General features: G+C 60.6%; 15 protein-coding genes. 5 read left to right on the top strand and 10 right to left on the bottom strand.

What is annotated here, in order from left to right; translation table 11 throughout:
• Positions 1 to 669: 669 nt before the first annotated feature.
• From FHT19_RS23755 to FHT19_RS23725, 7 genes are all read right to left on the bottom strand, one after another.
• Positions 670 to 1410: an Abi family protein gene (locus tag FHT19_RS23755; protein WP_248290634.1), complete on the bottom strand. Its 741-nt coding sequence runs from the start codon at positions 1408 to 1410 to the stop codon at positions 670 to 672.
• A 261-nt stretch (positions 1411 to 1671) separates the two neighbouring features.
• The gene (locus tag FHT19_RS23750; RefSeq protein WP_169477060.1) at positions 1672 to 2151 is read right to left on the bottom strand and encodes a hypothetical protein; all 480 of its coding nucleotides are present in this window, start codon (positions 2149 to 2151) and stop codon (positions 1672 to 1674) included.
• Positions 2152 to 2162: 11 nt separating this feature from the next.
• Positions 2163 to 4169 carry a type I DNA topoisomerase gene (topA, locus tag FHT19_RS23745; protein ID WP_169477059.1) on the bottom strand — a complete coding sequence of 669 codons (2007 nt, stop codon included), beginning with the start codon at positions 4167 to 4169 and terminating at the stop codon, positions 2163 to 2165.
• A 72-nt stretch (positions 4170 to 4241) separates the two neighbouring features.
• Positions 4242 to 4763 (bottom strand): hypothetical protein, encoded by a 522-nt coding sequence (locus FHT19_RS24530; protein ID WP_248290633.1) that lies wholly within the window; start codon positions 4761 to 4763, stop codon positions 4242 to 4244.
• Positions 4760 to 5647 (bottom strand): toprim domain-containing protein, encoded by an 888-nt coding sequence (locus FHT19_RS23735; RefSeq protein ID WP_169477058.1) that lies wholly within the window; start codon positions 5645 to 5647, stop codon positions 4760 to 4762. Before FHT19_RS23735 ends, FHT19_RS24530 begins: the two co-directional genes overlap by 4 nt.
• A 193-nt stretch (positions 5648 to 5840) precedes the next feature.
• Positions 5841 to 6824, bottom strand: coding sequence for a helix-turn-helix domain-containing protein (locus FHT19_RS23730; protein ID WP_169477057.1), 984 nt, complete (start codon positions 6822 to 6824; stop codon positions 5841 to 5843).
• A gap of 174 nt (positions 6825 to 6998) precedes the next feature.
• A complete protein-coding gene (locus tag FHT19_RS23725; RefSeq protein ID WP_169477056.1) occupies positions 6999 to 7445 on the bottom strand; it encodes a hypothetical protein in 447 nt (148 codons plus the stop codon).
• A gap of 122 nt (positions 7446 to 7567) precedes the next feature.
• Here FHT19_RS23725 and FHT19_RS23720 point away from each other — a divergent pair, with 122 nt between their 5' ends.
• A complete protein-coding gene (locus FHT19_RS23720; protein ID WP_169477055.1) occupies positions 7568 to 7819 on the top strand; it encodes a helix-turn-helix transcriptional regulator in 252 nt (83 codons plus the stop codon).
• Between the two features lie 77 nt (positions 7820 to 7896).
• The gene (locus tag FHT19_RS23715; protein ID WP_169477054.1) at positions 7897 to 8244 is read left to right on the top strand and encodes a hypothetical protein; all 348 of its coding nucleotides are present in this window, start codon (positions 7897 to 7899) and stop codon (positions 8242 to 8244) included.
• On the opposite strand, the gene FHT19_RS23710 is transcribed toward FHT19_RS23715, so the two are convergent.
• The 3 genes from FHT19_RS23710 to FHT19_RS23700 form a co-directional block, all read right to left on the bottom strand.
• Positions 8241 to 8822, bottom strand: coding sequence for a helix-turn-helix domain-containing protein (locus tag FHT19_RS23710; protein ID WP_169477053.1), 582 nt, complete (start codon positions 8820 to 8822; stop codon positions 8241 to 8243). The two genes, FHT19_RS23715 and FHT19_RS23710, sit on opposite strands and share 4 nt — an antisense overlap.
• A 60-nt stretch (positions 8823 to 8882) precedes the next feature.
• Entirely contained in the window at positions 8883 to 9566 is a 684-nt protein-coding gene (locus FHT19_RS23705; protein WP_169477052.1) for a class I SAM-dependent methyltransferase, read from the bottom strand.
• A gap of 138 nt (positions 9567 to 9704) precedes the next feature.
• Positions 9705 to 12578, bottom strand: coding sequence for a YadA-like family protein (locus FHT19_RS23700; RefSeq protein ID WP_169477051.1), 2874 nt, complete (start codon positions 12576 to 12578; stop codon positions 9705 to 9707).
• Between the two features lie 75 nt (positions 12579 to 12653).
• Here FHT19_RS23700 and FHT19_RS23695 point away from each other — a divergent pair, with 75 nt between their 5' ends.
• The 3 genes from FHT19_RS23695 to FHT19_RS23685 are packed head-to-tail and all read left to right on the top strand — an operon-like array spanning position 12654 to position 14274.
• Entirely contained in the window at positions 12654 to 13724 is a 1071-nt protein-coding gene (locus FHT19_RS23695; protein WP_348982491.1) for a transglycosylase SLT domain-containing protein, read from the top strand.
• Complete coding sequence (locus FHT19_RS23690; RefSeq protein ID WP_169477049.1) at positions 13721 to 13981, top strand: hypothetical protein; 261 nt, start codon at positions 13721 to 13723, stop codon at positions 13979 to 13981. Before FHT19_RS23695 ends, FHT19_RS23690 begins: the two co-directional genes overlap by 4 nt.
• On the top strand, positions 13978 to 14274 hold the full coding sequence (locus tag FHT19_RS23685; RefSeq protein ID WP_169477048.1) for a TrbC/VirB2 family protein: 297 nt from the start codon (positions 13978 to 13980) through the stop codon (positions 14272 to 14274). Before FHT19_RS23690 ends, FHT19_RS23685 begins: the two co-directional genes overlap by 4 nt.
• The last annotated feature ends 44 nt before the right edge of the window (positions 14275 to 14318 follow it).

Below are 14318 nucleotides of genomic sequence, written 5' to 3'. Positions count from 1 at the left end.
ATTCTTGCGCGAGGATCGTGACCCGAATGGGCCGAAACCGCTGGCGGGTTCGGTCGGAGCGCAGCGGAGATAGAGCCGTGCCTGCAGGGCCGCGCCCTGATCGCCTACGCTCTGTAGGCGCCTACAGCGCGGACGTTAGAAAGGTCCTTTCGCGCTTCTGAGGTGCAGGAGCACCAATCGTTTCGCTTAGCCCCCCAGCTCGTCAAGAACCTATACCCTAGGTGCCGACGAGTCTGTGGCTCCGGAATTCCGGCAGGAGGTGGTACGATCGAGCCAAATTCTGAGCGGACTCAGAGGTGAAAAGAGCCCAAAAACCACCTGATAAATCGTGATTAGAACAAAATTGCAAAAGTTCACGACGCCCAGCAGATCGTATGCCTGACCCCAAAGGGAAATCTCCGGTGTAGCCCATACCTGGACCCACAAGGTAATCGTACAAAAGAGGGCAAAGGCCTGCATACGTCCGGTTATAACGCCGCCGGTAGGCCGGACGGGGGGTCTTAGTACCCCTGCCTCATCTACATCACTCGCAGCATCTGTCTGCATGGCTAGTAATCTCCCTTCACTGTTAGTCCGCGAAAGATTACATGATATCGTAAGGGCCTATAGCGCCCCTCGGCGCGCGGACCGCGCGGCGGAGGGCACTGTTGGGCGCGGAATTGCTATCGGTCAGTATCCGGCTTCAGCAGGCTGCATTTCCGGATACCGCTGGATGATAGCGCCGACCTTGCCCGTAATATTGATCGGAGATCCCCTCTGGGTAAGGAGGTGGTCCAGGCATTCCAGGATCGCCTTCAGCTTGTTCGGAGGCGCTGTCGGAACGTTGGCGCTGCGCAGATGGACAGGCTGCTTTGGGAAGTGGCGATTGAAAAGACGATCGTGGTGGGCGCATATGTTGCGCAGATCGACGAGACATTCGAGCCACCGGGTGAAGACCTGGTCGGACTGCACGCCAAATTGGTTGGCCACACTGGTCCGATGCGATCCGCTGAGGCGCTTGAAAATATAGACCGAGCTTCCGAAGGTCAGGAATTCCTTCATTGTCCAGATCGGAGGCAGCGGGGGACTGCTGTAGGTCTGGCGATAGTGAATTGCGCGCGCATCGGCCGTCTTGCGGTAGATGTCGCGGAAGCTCTGCTGAGCTTCGGTGTGCGCTCTCGCGCCACGGAATGCAGCGATGTTGGTGTAGGGATGGCTTCCATGGGCTGAGCTGAGGACTTCGGATATCGCGTTGCGCAGGAGGATCTCGAACTGGCCTGCGGCAGCGAAACAAGCGTCCCGCAAGAGCATATCGCACTCGTAGAGGCGCAGGATATCCCGGTAGGTCGTGCCCGGGTTAAACGGCCGATTTGGGAGATGAGTCTGGCGACGGCTGAGAAAATAGATGCGCAGCCGTTCGTATCCGACCATATCGATCTTGCGAGCGGCGACGTTAGGTCGGGAGACAATGAGCCCTCGCGCGCGAAGATGCGCGATCCGCTGAGCGGCCGTTGCATACGGCTTGGTGTAAGGGATTCTAGCCATTCAAAAAGAAGGGCCGCCCTTTTGCACTCCCCCGAAGAGGACGTGTGGCGGCCCATGACTTTTTCAACATAGCGTTGAGTCTGTTAAAATGCAATGATTTTCCGAGCGTCAACTGACATCGATCGCTGGCGAGGGCCTTTTGACCGCTTAATCGGAAGGTCCTTTCCGCTCACTGCGCGCATCATTCGCAGCTCTGGAGAGCGCGTCAATCGCGCATGAAATCCGGATCTCGGAGTGGACATCCCAATCCGCGACGTAGCGGGCTCCGGCGGCGATCGCGGCGCAGCTCGCGTTTCTGCCTGCTCGATCAGTAACGGAGGCGAGCGTGCGGCCGTCGCGATCGATGCCCAGGGGATGGATCGTAAGCGGCCCGGCGGCAAAGCGCTGGAGTGCTTGGGTTTGCGCATAAGGATCGCCGGCCGTTTCAAGGCCAATCAGCCGGATTAGGCCGCCGGGGCCGGGGCCACACCGAATAGTGTCGCCGGCAATGGCAGTACATTTGGAAGTGGAGTGCGTCTCGCGCAGACGGGTCAGCAGATCGGGCGCGGCGTTGTTGGTAAGAAAGGCCAGGAGGATGCCTGCGGCGAGCGGGACAGCCCAACGGGGCGGGTCGGCGCCGGGAATCATCGTGACAACCTTCAGCGCTTAGCTGGAAAAAGCGGCTTTGCGGCGAGATCCCGAAAAGTTTGGCGGCAATCGGGAAAACCGGAGCATCCCCAGAAGAACTTGCCACGTTCCTTCGGGGACGGGCGCCGCCGCAATCCCTTGCCACAATCCGGGCACGTATGTTCGGTCGAGACTGGCGGCGGCGCCTTGCGCGGCATGGGCTTGCCTGCCTTATCGTCGGCAGAGAAGGTGCAGCCCTGATCCCGTCCGGAACAGGACCAGAAGACGCCATTTTTGCCGCGGCGCTGGCGCAGGGCCTTGCCGCAAGCGGGGCAGGGGTGAGTTGGCGCAACTGGAGTGGCGGCAAGCGCCGCCAGCTCGCCGTCCAGCGCTGCCCAGGTGGAAGCGACGACGGGCGTGTAGCGGGCCTTGCCGGTGGCGATGTCATCAAGTGCGTCCTCGAGCTGGCGGGTGTAGTCCAGCTCGATGAAGCGAAAGCGGCCAACGAGGGTGTCGCGGATCTTCTCACCGCTGGCGTGCGGCGTGAGATAGCCTTTGGCGCCAGCCACGATGTAGCCGCGCGTGGAAATGTTATCGAGAATGGCCGCGTAGGTGCTGGGCCGGCCGATGCCTTGGCGCTCCAGCTCCTTGACCAGGGTTGCCTCGGTGAAACGGGTGGGCGGCTTGGTGTGCTTTGTCAGCACACGGCCGCCTTCGGCGGCAACATCGGCGCCGATTTCGAGTTGTGGCACCGGGTTGGTAGAGGTGTCGTCCTCGTCACCGGCCTTACTGCTGTCGTCATCCGGATGATCGGCATAGACGGCGAGCCAGCCCGGGTTGATCAGCGTGCGCCCTGAGGCCTTGAAACTGATGGGCACGCCGGCGGGCACGCCGGCGGCATCGCCGGCGAGCTGGGCGGTGCGCACGGCATAGAGCGCGTCGGCGAGCTGGGAGGCGACGGCGCGCTGCCAGATCAGCCGATAGAGGGCCTTCTCCTCGTCGGTCTCACCCGCCTCAATGTCTGCGGCATGGGTGGGCCGGATCGCTTCGTGGCCTTCTTGCGCACCTTCCTTGGCCTTCCATGTCCGCTTCTTTGCCGCGAGCGAGAGACCGGCGCCGGCAGCGAAGGCGGCAATGTCGTCAGCTCCAGCGGCGTCCATGTTGGGGGTGTCGGTGCGGTGATAGGTAATCGCGCCTTGTTCGTAGAGCCGTTGGGCAAGTTCCATGGTGCGTTTGGGGCGCAGCTTGAGGCGCTGGCCTGCTGCTTGTTGAAGGGTCGATGTCGTGAACGGCGCCGCCGGCGCGCGGGGCTTTTCGCTGTCCTCGAAAGCGGTGACGCAAAGATGGCGCACAGCGGCGGCGGCGTCCGCGAGCTGGCGATCGAGGAGATAGTCCTGCCCGTCGACCAGATGAGGCTTGGTGTCCCACTGCGCCTTCCACTGTGCGCCGTCCGGAGCAGTGAAAGTCAGCTCCGCGCCGAAATGTTCGGTGACGCGGAAGGAGGCGATTTCGCGCTCGCGATCCACGACAAGTCGAACGGCGGGGCTTTGAACCCGACCAGCGGTGAGGGTAAATCCGGCTTGGTCAGACAGTGCACTGCTGACACGATAGCCAATGATCCGATCGAGTGCCCGCCGCGCCTCCTGAGCGCGCACCAGGTGCATGTCGATCGGGCGCGGCGCGGCGACGGCGGCTTCAACCTTGTCCTTCGTGATTGCAGTGAAGGTGATGCGCTGGGCGGCCTTCAGCTTCAATGCGTCGGCGAGATGCCAGGAGATGGCCTCACCTTCGCGATCCGGGTCTGTGGCAAGCAGCACGGCATCGGCTGCAGCCACGTCTTGCCGCAGGCGTTTCAACACGTCGGCGCCACGGTCCGTGGGCACATAGTGAGGGATGAAATCTGGCGGTTCGAGGCCCATGGCGCGATCGGGCAGATCGCGAACGTGGCCGACACTGGCGACGACCTTGTACCGGGGGCCGAGGAGTGCTCCGATCTTTTTGATTTTCCCCGGAGATTCAACGATGACAAGCGTGGTCATGCCGGTGCTTTCGCGTTTCAGACGGTGATGGAGGGTGTAAGACCTGTCAACTAACTCTCATTGAAAATGAGGTTAGTTGACATTCGTCCGGCCGTGACCGGGACGACACTCGTCCGCGATCAGGTCGCGCTCATCGTAGCTGGGCCGATAGGTGGCGCCGAATTGGAGCATGAAGCAGCTCGCATTGACCCCAACGGTGTTGCGGACGATCGCGACGGTGCGGCCGTAAACGTCCTGCTTGAGTGGATAGATGGTAAGCGTTTGGTTCGCGAAGGCGGCGAGGGCACGCTTGTGCGCCCAAGGATCGCCGGGGGCGCAGTCGCGGCCCTTGCGGCAATGACCGGGCAGCTCGGCTGCATCGATCCCCAGAAGGCGAATTCGGCGGACATAGCCAGGCCCACACCGCAGAGTGTCGCCATCGATCGCGTAGCATAACGCGGTGTACGCGGGGACCGAAGTCGTTGGCGTGGCTGTGAAGCTCCCTGATTTGGCAAGCGGTGGGGTGCTGAGGGAGGGTCGAAGCGGCATATGGAAGAAGCCGAAGGCACCGAGGGCGGCAGCGCCAAGCCAAACTGTCATGCGGCCGAACGTCACAGGGAAGCTCCTGCAGCGCGGGGGCGGGCCGAAAGCCAGGCGTCGTTCCAGTCGCAGTTTGGGGGAGGTGTCTCGACGATCAGCTTTCGCCCGTTGGCGGTTAAGTGCGGGCGGGCTTTCTCGAGGCACTGAGCCGCAGCAACGCCGTGTTGGGTCCACAATCGGACAGTGTGAACTTCATCGGGAATCGCGATATGGAAGTACCGTTCGACACCGCCGGCGGCCCAGCAACCGGGCTGGTTCTTCCAGAGCATCACAGAGGCAGCGTCCTCGGGCCCCTCAGCGAGATTGAGAATGCCCCCAGCCACTCGGCCGAAGCGGATAGCGCCGTCGCCTGGCAGGGCGAGATTGCGTTTGGCCTTGGGCAGGATGGCGGTTTTGCCGCCGGTCACAGGGTCGAGGAAGACGCGCTGTATTGCTGTGACCTGCCGGGCGTTTTCATATGCAAAGATGATTGCGGGCAGAACGAGGCGCCGCTCATTGAGATAGGTCACTGCGTTGGGGAGGAAACGACCAATGGAGAGATCGGAAAGACCGCGGTGGGAGAGGTAGTGGGCGGCAAGGGTGCCTCGAACGGGCAAAGCCGATGACCAGAGCTGGCGGGCCAAGTTGCCTTCATCGGGTCGTGGGAGCGCTGCCGGCGGGGCGTTCTGGTCAATCCTGGGAGAAAGCCGGAGGTTTTTCAACGCGGCGAGGATCTGTTCCAGGGAGCAACCAGCGAAACAGTGATACAGAACAGCCTTGTGACCAGGCCGTATGGAGAGAGACGGATTTCTGTCAGGGTGGGCAGGACAACAGGCCAAGCCAGTGTGGCGTCGGTCATTCCATTCGCCCTTCAGGTGAAGGGTGATGTCTTTCGCGGCTTGGATGGGAGAGAGCGCCATAGTGTCTCTATAACATATACGCAATGTGAGACAATAGGGACGCCGGATCGGCGCGCTCGGATTCCGCTTGCTCCTCCTGGGGAGCAATCGGCGGCGCTAGCCGCCGTCCTGCGGCTGCCGCAGGATCGAACTTTGCGGTTTTGGAATACGGTGTCCGGTTTGGTTGGCCCGTCAGGGCAAGTTTATCGGCCGACTAGGCCGATTCCGCTTTCCCCTTCTTAGTAATAAATGAATTCGGATGAGGAGCAGTCCATGTTTGACACTCACGGCCTGTGGCTGGGAGGCTGTGTCGCAGCGAGGTGCGCAGCGCAGCGCTGATCAGGGTGGCGCGCTCGGAAAGGTTGCTCGGCATTTGTCTGGCGCGCTGTCCCGGGGGGAGCTGGGCAAGCATTGTAGCGTACTCCTCCTGAGCGGTGTCGAGGCGGTGCGCATGGTCATCGGGGGTTGGTGCCTGGAGACCCAGAAGCTTCGAGAGCCAGGCCGGCAGGGTGATGCGGTAAAGGTTTGATGTCTGTTCGGACCGCGCGCCGAAATCCCGGTCCTTGGTGTAGATGAACCGGCGGACCCATTCGATGAACCCGAGATCGGCCAATGCGCGCAGAGAGCGATGGACTGTGCTGCGCGAAAGGCCGGTCCAGCGCATGATGGTTTCGTAGGCAGGGACGCACCATCCCTTACGGAATTTCTCGTCGTCGAGAAGCTTCAGCAGGATGTCGCGACACGATGTGGTGAAGCCGATGAGCTTCTGCTCCTCAGCGGTGAGCGACCGCGTTCCGGTCCGGGCTTCGCGAGCAAGCTCTTTGGCCTGCTTGAAAGTCCGATAGCAGGCGTTGGCGATCATCTTTCGCATGGTCGCAGAGAGCGGCCGAGCGAAGCAATGTTCCTCTGCAGATCCTGTTTGAACGCTTCCTGCCCACACTGGCCGGCGGGTGATGTGGATCCCGCCTTTGGCAACGCGGGGCTTCGTTGGCGTTGCGAGAAGGCGCGCGGCGGAGGTTCGGCGAGGCTCAAGCCCGCAAATGACGCGGAGGGGCAGCACCGGCACGCCGGCGGCGCGCTGTTGCGCCTGCAGATCGAGAGCCATTCGAATATCGTCGTGCGCGACGCCCTCCGCGCGCAAGGAATCGATCGCGGACCAGGGCAGGTCTGCGGCACGATTTTGATAGGCGTGTTCCATCGTTCGTCCTCCCATTCGAGAGGCCGTCAGCAGGCAAAACTCGTGCGTGGCGCGAAGCGCGCATCCTTGACAGGTGATGTCAGTTGAGATAGACCCGCCTTACTGTTTAGCGGCTTCCAGTGGCGCCAACCACTTGGGTCTATCTTCGATGCCCGGCCTCGTGCCGGGCTTCGTTTATCCGCTCACGGCGCCCTCCTTAAAATTCAGGTTCATGCGAAGTTGTTGCGGCGCCGGCTCCAGATCGGAGATCTTGGCGAGCAAGCTTTCGAGTGCACGGCCGACGGTGGTGCCGGGATAGTGCGCGCGAATCTCATCGATGTAATCGAGATAGTTTTGGTCCAGCATCAGCACGACATCAGCCGTAGACTCTCCCTGAGAGATGGCTGGGACGAGCTGGAGGTCCTCAGGATTGTAGAGTGTCCTTGCTTTGCTAAGCAGGTTGTTCGCAACTGCATCTCTGTTGCGGAAGCGGTAGAGCGATTTGAGATTATCTATGGTTTTCAAACTGGTAGTGCGAATCCGGAATTTGCGTTGGCGGGCGCCGGAGCGGTACATGAGCTCACGCCGCTCACGGATACGCAAGGTCGACTCGCTTAGCGGGGATTCGCGTTCTGCTTCCATGGGACCCTATCTGCCGAATTTGTGCGGCGATGTAAACCGAAGGTAGTTCGCCACGGATATGGGTTGAGGCAAGATGTTGTTAGGCATTTCTAGGGAAAATTGGGCCTTTGGAGGACCAGCGCATGAGATGCCTGAACGTCGATGAAGTCACCACCAGGACCGCGATCCGGATAGGCGAGCGAGTGCGTTACTTCCGGGAACGGGCTGGGTTCTCCCAGATCGACCTGCATGCACAGTCCGGAATAAGCCTGGCGCATATTTCCCGAGTTGAAAACGGCGTGGGTAATCCGACGATTGAGACGTTGACGGTTCTGGCGATAGGGTTGGGCTGTTCGTTGGTTGACCTCGTGCAAGAGGCCGATCCGAAAGCTTGATGTTCGGGCGGCGGTTCGGCAAATTGGCCGTGCAGTCGTCCGCAGGGACTTCGTCAACCTGAAGATGGAGTTCCAAAATGCAAGCTCGTAGAAGGCTCGAAGATCAAGAAATCATTGTAAAAAACTGCCGCATTGGAGTGTCTCGCAAGGGCTGGTCCGCACAGGAGTTGGCGCGTCGGGCCAAGGTTCCGGTCAATGTTGCGAGGACAGCTCTTGGAGAGTGTGAAGGTTTGTTGCGGTTGAATGAGGTGATCGCGATTGCCGTTGCGATGAATTTCGAGCCGGAGCTGCTGTTCCGCAGGGGTGGAGTGAAAGCCGCGCTGCCGGTCGAGACCGTGGCGACAGGACACCGCTTGCCGCACGCCAGTCTTAGCACAGTGATCGGGGCATCGGTGCTGAACTGTAGCATATCTACCGGGATCTAATCGCGAGGGCCGGAGCCCTCGGCATACTCATCGCTGATGCGCTTGACGTATCGGTACAGCGTAGCGCGGGAAATCCCGAGCTGGCGCGCTAAAGCGGCCATGTTGGGCTTCGGCTTTTCCAGCTCCGCCTTCAGTTCCAAGATGCTTTTCTCGGAGAGCTTGCGAGGCTGGCCCGACTGCGCGCGGGTTTCGGGCGAGCGGGCGAGCTGCTCGGCAGCCTGTGCCTCACTGTGGGCTGCGAGCATCGCGAGAAAACCCGCCAATTCTGCCGTCAGCTTCACCGGATCAAGCGTGACATCGTTTTGGAGGAAGCGGACTGCAACTCCGTGCTCGTGAGCTTGGAGGACGAACTGGACGAGCGCTTCGATGGGCCCCGGGAAAACAGCGACGGTGAGAAACACGATCATATCGCCGCTCTGAAGAGTCACACCACCCCGTCGAAGCTTCTTCTGAAGGTCTTTGAGTCTTGCAGTTCGGATCGTGCAGGTTGCATCACAAAACTGGCTTAGAGATTCCTGCTGCTCTTCAACCAGTGGCCCGGTGAGACTGAAGGCAGAAACTCCGATGATCCGAGGCAACACGATTCTCCGCATGTGTTATGGCCGCCAGTGAAGCGGCACATAACACATGCGTGTCAATCATACTGGCAACGGCAAATCACTTATGCGCCACAACGCTTGTGATTTTCCCCCACCCCACCAGTGCGGAGCTTCACGGATATAATCGATCGGCTCTGGCCACTCGAAGGGAGGAGTGCAGAAGTGCAAGGGACGGAAAGTGTAGTCGAAGCCTACTGTGGGAGCGTACTCACCGCCGAGCTCCTGATTCCCAGGCACAAAAAGCTTCGTTTTCCCGTCAACGTGGATAGCCTGGCGGTCCAGATGGTGGGATGTCAGCAGGTAAGTCGCACCGGAACGAGCGATGTTGCGGAGCGCCTTGTGGATGTTCCCCAGGCTGAAGTGAATGAAGAGATCCCGAATGAAAATCGCATCCACCGCTGGCGGGACCTCGGTGAGGATGTCGAAGGTTCGAAATGAGACATGGGGCGCGGCAAAGCGCTGGTGGTTTGCTTCGACAAGGGCGTCTACAATATCAGCCCCAACATAAGAGATGCCGGTGAGATCGACGTGCTGCATCCACGCCCAGTCGCCACAGGGGCAGTCAAACAAAGACCGAATTTGATACTTGTCCAGCAGCGGCCGAAAACCAGAGATTAGCTCGGATATAGAGTCACGGTTCGAGCCACATCCCGAAACACTCTCGGCCGAACCCCATAGGTTCTGGTCGTAGACCTTTGTGAAAAACTCTTTTCCTTGCATCATGTCCTCGGAGATTAAAATGATCGGGGGAGCAACCAGTCCGGATAACCGCAATTGGTAGGACCGAAGAGGTCCCCATGGCGCACCGTGGATGCGCCATGGGGAGTCGTGGCCAGGCAAGAGCCAACGACGAACTGAGCCCTAGAACTCGATGCCAAAGCCTGCTGCAGCAGTGGTTGCCCCTTGGTCGGTGGCGATGCGGGCGTTGAAGGTCTTGGTGTCATCCAGGGTGCGGTAGGAAAGGCCGAAGGCTACTCCTGCCGATCCGGATCGCACCCCTCCGCCCATGGAGAGAACGAATTTGCCGGGATAAATGCTTTGGGGCAGGGCACTGAGCGCCGCGGCGCTGGCAAGGCCAGCATTCGTGTCTCGCTTGAGTTTGTTGAGATCGAATTGAAGTGCGCCAATCTTGGTGTCGAGAGCGCCGATGGCAAGATTGGTGCTGGTCTGGAGGGCATAAAGCTGCGCGCCAGTTACAGCATCTGTCGACGTGGCGCTGACGCGGCCAGCGCTCACATTGGTGATCCGGCGGGTAGAAGTTGGCGTGCCTACCGAAACGGTATTCGGCTCGTCAGCAACTGCGCCGGCGCCGAGCGCGACGGAGCTGTCGGCGGTTGCCTGCGCCGAAGCGCCCAAGGCCAGTGAGTTGTTGCCGGAGGCGACCGCCTGATAGCCCAGTGCGACCGTTGGATCGCCTGTGGCTTGGGCGCCGTAGCCGATCGCGATGCCGCCTTGAGCAGTGGCTTTGGCATGTGAGCCAATTGCGATGGTCTCATCTGCGGTGGCAGTCGCTGTGCTGCCAAGCGCCAAGGAGGCACTGCCCGTAGCCGAGCTACCGAAGCCGCCAGCGGTGCTGTCCCGACCAGAAGCCGTCGGTGCCGCGTAAGCTGAGGTATTGTTGGCCTGGAAGGGGCCCGCGGTGCCAGCGACAAGTTCATTGGCCACGGTTGAAATGCCGGTAATGGCAGCTGCGTTAGATGCGATGCCGGTGGAGGCAGAGACCGCGATTGCGTCGACGTGCGACTGAACAGAGCTGAGCCCTGCGACAGTTGCAGTGCTGAGCGAAGAGACATTGCTCTCAGCAACAGCAAGTCCGGTCGAAAGCGACGTTGTTGTGCTCGCCAAAGCGGCAAGGCCAGCGGCGTTTCCGGCAATGCCGGAGGAAGTCGATGCGGTCAGCGCGTCGAGGTTTCCCTGGACAGTGCTGAGGGAGGCTTTGGTAGCGGTGCTCAGCGACGACACAGCGCTGCCGTTGGTTGCAATGGTGGTCGACAAGGACGCAAATCCGTCGTTGGTCGAAGTCGACAAGGATGTGACGGCAAGAGCGTTGGCTGCGATCCCGGTTGACGCCGAGCTGGCGACGGTATCGATGTTATTCTGGATAGTGCTCAGGCTTGCTGCAGTCGCTGTACTCAACGAGGTAACGGTGCTGTTCGCGCTCGCGAGCCCTGTCGAGAGCGATGAGACATTGGCTGCCAGGCCGGTCGATAGTGAAGCAAGCCCGGCACTGTTGGCGGCGATGCCGGTGGACGCAGAAGATGCCAGCGTGTCAATGTTGGCCTGAAGTGTGCTGAGGCTAATTGTGGTGGCCGTGCTCAAGGACGTGACGGCGTTACTCGTGTCTGACAGTCCGGTCGACAGCGAACCGACGCTAGTGGCGGTCGTTGTCGAGAGCGTGGAAATGGCAGCCGTGTTCGCAGCTATGCCGGATGAAGTTGATGCTCGAAGGGAATCTACGCTGCCTTGAACACTGCTGATGCTGCCAGCTGTTGCTGTGCTGAGGGAGGTGATCATGGTCTTGGTAGTCGTGGCACTGGTCGAGAGCGATGCGACGTCCGCAGCCGTAGAGGTTGAAAGATTGGCCAGCCCGGTGGCGTTGCTCGAGATGCCGGTAGAAGCCGACGCCGCAATTGTATCGAGGTTGCTTTGGACCGTGCTGAGACCAAGGCCTGTGGCAGTGCTCAGTGAAGTCAACGAACTGTTCGTGCCGACGATGGCTGTCGAAAGGGACGAAATGTCGGCCGAGTTTGCCGAGATCCCGGTGCTGAGGGACCCGAGCGCACTGTTGGTTGTGGACAAGGCGGAATAGAGTTGGGAGCCGTTGACCGCGTCGGTCGACGTACTTGCGATCCGGCCTGCGGCAACATTGGTAATCTGGCGCTGGATGAGGCCGTTGCCAACGCTGACGACGCTGGTGGGTTTGGAGCCGGCGAAACCGGAATAAGTTGTCCCTCCAACGACCGCAGAAGCGGTCGGATTGGCGGCATCGGTTGACGAATATGCGCCAAGCGCGACGTCACCGACGTTGGAGGCCGTAGTGTTCCATCCCAGGGCTGTGGCTTGGTTGACCGCGGCGCTGGCGTTCATGCCAACGGCTACGGCGCCTGCGCCGGATGTGGCCTTGTTACCGATGGCGACAGTCTGGTAGCTGCCGCTAAGGTTCTTGGCTGAGGTGCCAAGTGCGACCCCGTTCGGCGCCGCTGACGCGGAAGTGCCAACGGCAACCGACGAGTCAGCACTCGAAAAGCCGCTGGTAGCATATGACCCATTGCCGATCGCGACGCTGCCGCCGGCCAATCCCTCTGTGAGAGAGTTCGAGCCGATCGATATGCTGTCATATGCGGTATGAGCGCTGGAGCCGATTGCGATCCCGTCAGATCTGTCGGCCGCCGCTTTTGTGCCAATCGCGATCGAGTTGCTGGCGTATGTGGACGAGAAGCTACCGCCGATCGAGGCGCCGCTACCCAACGCGATATTGTTCTCATAGGTGCCTGCCGCCCTGCCGACGAGTGCACTGCCCAACAAAATATTGCTGTTCGCGCCGCATCCAAGCGTCGGTGAATCGTCAGGACCGCGCACCAAAATGTTGTTGGTGTCGCCAGCGCAGATAGTGGTGGTTCCAGTCCCGCCGCTTCCGGAAATGTCTGTGTTTTGAGCGCTTAATGGGCCCGCAATGGCCAACAGTGCGCAGGTCGCGGTCGTCGCGAGCAGTAAGCGTTTCGACTGAGATTTCATGTTTCCCTCCTGAATTGTGACAAGTCGAGCAGATCCATCGGCCGATGAATTGAGAGGCGTGCGCACGCATGCTCGATGGCCACCCCGCTATTGTCTCACTTGACATATATGTTTCTGCGACACAAACACAAAGGCATTGGTTGCATCGAGAATGTGCCCGCGACGGACGATGGTCCGCCTGCTGGCGGCTGCGCTCTGGGGGTAAGAATGGCTATCGCGAGTTCGGCGCTGGCGCTTCTGTTGACGACATGCTCGCCGAGTGTGGCGCCGCAGACGATGAACGCGATCGTGATGGCAGAGTCCGGTGGCGACCCATTGCGGATTGGCGTGAATTCGGGTGCGGCATTGGTGCGGCAACCGGCGAACATGGCAGAGGCTATCGCAACTGCCCGAGGGCTGGTCGCGAAAGGGGCCAATTTTGATGCCGGGTTAGCGCAGATCAACAGCGCTAATTTCGCAAGATTGGGACTGACCCCAGAGACGGTGTTCGAGCCGTGTGTCAATCTGCGAGCCGCAGCGAGTGTGCTGGCAGAGAATTATCAGCGAGCCCGAAAAGATGGGATCGCAAGGCCGCTCGATGCGGCAATCAGTGAATACAACAGCGGCAACCGTAATCGGGGGATCACGAACGGCTACGTTGGGCGGGTCTATGCTGCCGTCGGCGCACCCGCTCCGCAGCATTGGAATGCCGAAGGCGTTGGGCGACTACTGCTGAGCGCGTTCGGCGGCCGGGTGACCGATACGGTCCGCCCAATGAATGCGGCTTATGGTGCCGAGCGCAGCTTCCACAAATTTGGGCAGGCGGTCGACTTCGTGCCGGCGGGGGGAGTTCGCGCAATCGATAAGACGTCGATCCGAAGGGTCATGGCCGCCAACGGGATCGAGATCCTCGAGCTGCTTGGACCTGGCGATCCGGGCCACGATGATCACTGGCACGTAGCGTTTGCGCGCGGGGTTGGTGGCCTCTCTCCAGAAAGAATGGCGGCAGCCAAGGTGCGCGCTCGTTCCGAGGGGCGAGGGGCAGAGGTGACCGTCTCACAAAGCGAGGCCGTCGCGATTGCTGACGAGGCTGAACCGCCGGCCTGGGACGTCTTTGCACACCATGCGTGGATGGCGCGCGCGGCAGATACGCGAGGTGGGTCATGAAAGAGGTCCCGGACATGATGTGGCGGCTGATGCTCGTGGCTGTGGGCTGCATTGTCCTGGCCTCGCCTGCGCAGGCCCAAGTGGCTGCCGTCGGGAACGCCGTGATGGCCGAGCTGATGGCGCTTGTCGGCCCCGCGATCAAGCTTGGCATCATCTGGATCGGTTACCTGGTGATGCAGAGCCGGGGTTCAGTTCAATTGGTCGTGACCTTCCTCATCGGGGCCGCGATCGTTCTTGCTGGAGGATACTTGGTATGAAGAAGCAACTAAAAGTGCAGGTCGCTGCTGCTGCGGCCCTGGCGGCCTTGGTAACGTCACAACCTGCTCTCGCGCAGGCCGCGAACCAAACACAGCTCGACACAATGGCGAATGCCATTCTCAACCTGTTAACCGGCAGCTTGGCAAAGATCGGTGCAACGATCGCATTGGTTTTCGCAGGGTGGTTGTTCCTCTCAGGCACTGGGAACAAGGCCCTTATCGTATCGATCATCATCGGATGTTTCATTATCTTCGGCGCGGGCTGGCTCGTCAGTCTGATCGCGGGGGGTTGACGATGCGCGGGGCCTTGGCCCGTTGTGCAGCTGTCGCGGGCACA

This window comes from Novosphingobium sp. SG919 (assembly GCF_012932495.1).
GTDB lineage: Bacteria > Pseudomonadota > Alphaproteobacteria > Sphingomonadales > Sphingomonadaceae > Novosphingobium > Novosphingobium rhizosphaerae.
This window is presented reverse-complemented; position numbering and strand designations above follow the sequence as displayed.

What these genes read in the sequence shown, in the direction of transcription:
- FHT19_RS23755 (WP_248290634.1), bottom strand. Translation starts at nt 1,410, where the DNA reads ATGGTCGGATACGAACGGCTGCGCATCTATTTTCTCAGCCGTCGCCAG.
- FHT19_RS23750 (WP_169477060.1), bottom strand. Translation starts at nt 2,151, where the DNA reads ATGATTCCCGGCGCCGACCCGCCCCGTTGGGCTGTCCCGCTCGCCGCA.
- topA (WP_169477059.1), bottom strand. Translation starts at nt 4,169, where the DNA reads ATGACCACGCTTGTCATCGTTGAATCTCCGGGGAAAATCAAAAAGATC.
- FHT19_RS23735 (WP_169477058.1), bottom strand. Translation starts at nt 5,647, where the DNA reads ATGGCGCTCTCTCCCATCCAAGCCGCGAAAGACATCACCCTTCACCTG.
- FHT19_RS23730 (WP_169477057.1), bottom strand. Translation starts at nt 6,824, where the DNA reads ATGGAACACGCCTATCAAAATCGTGCCGCAGACCTGCCCTGGTCCGCG.
- FHT19_RS23725 (WP_169477056.1), bottom strand. Translation starts at nt 7,445, where the DNA reads ATGGAAGCAGAACGCGAATCCCCGCTAAGCGAGTCGACCTTGCGTATC.
- FHT19_RS23720 (WP_169477055.1), top strand. Translation starts at nt 7,568, where the DNA reads ATGAGATGCCTGAACGTCGATGAAGTCACCACCAGGACCGCGATCCGG.
- FHT19_RS23715 (WP_169477054.1), top strand. Translation starts at nt 7,897, where the DNA reads ATGCAAGCTCGTAGAAGGCTCGAAGATCAAGAAATCATTGTAAAAAAC.
- FHT19_RS23705 (WP_169477052.1), bottom strand. Translation starts at nt 9,566, where the DNA reads ATGATGCAAGGAAAAGAGTTTTTCACAAAGGTCTACGACCAGAACCTA.
- FHT19_RS23700 (WP_169477051.1), bottom strand. Translation starts at nt 12,578, where the DNA reads ATGAAATCTCAGTCGAAACGCTTACTGCTCGCGACGACCGCGACCTGC.
- FHT19_RS23695 (WP_348982491.1), top strand. Translation starts at nt 12,654, where the DNA reads ATGGCCACCCCGCTATTGTCTCACTTGACATATATGTTTCTGCGACAC.
- FHT19_RS23690 (WP_169477049.1), top strand. Translation starts at nt 13,721, where the DNA reads ATGAAAGAGGTCCCGGACATGATGTGGCGGCTGATGCTCGTGGCTGTG.
- FHT19_RS23685 (WP_169477048.1), top strand. Translation starts at nt 13,978, where the DNA reads ATGAAGAAGCAACTAAAAGTGCAGGTCGCTGCTGCTGCGGCCCTGGCG.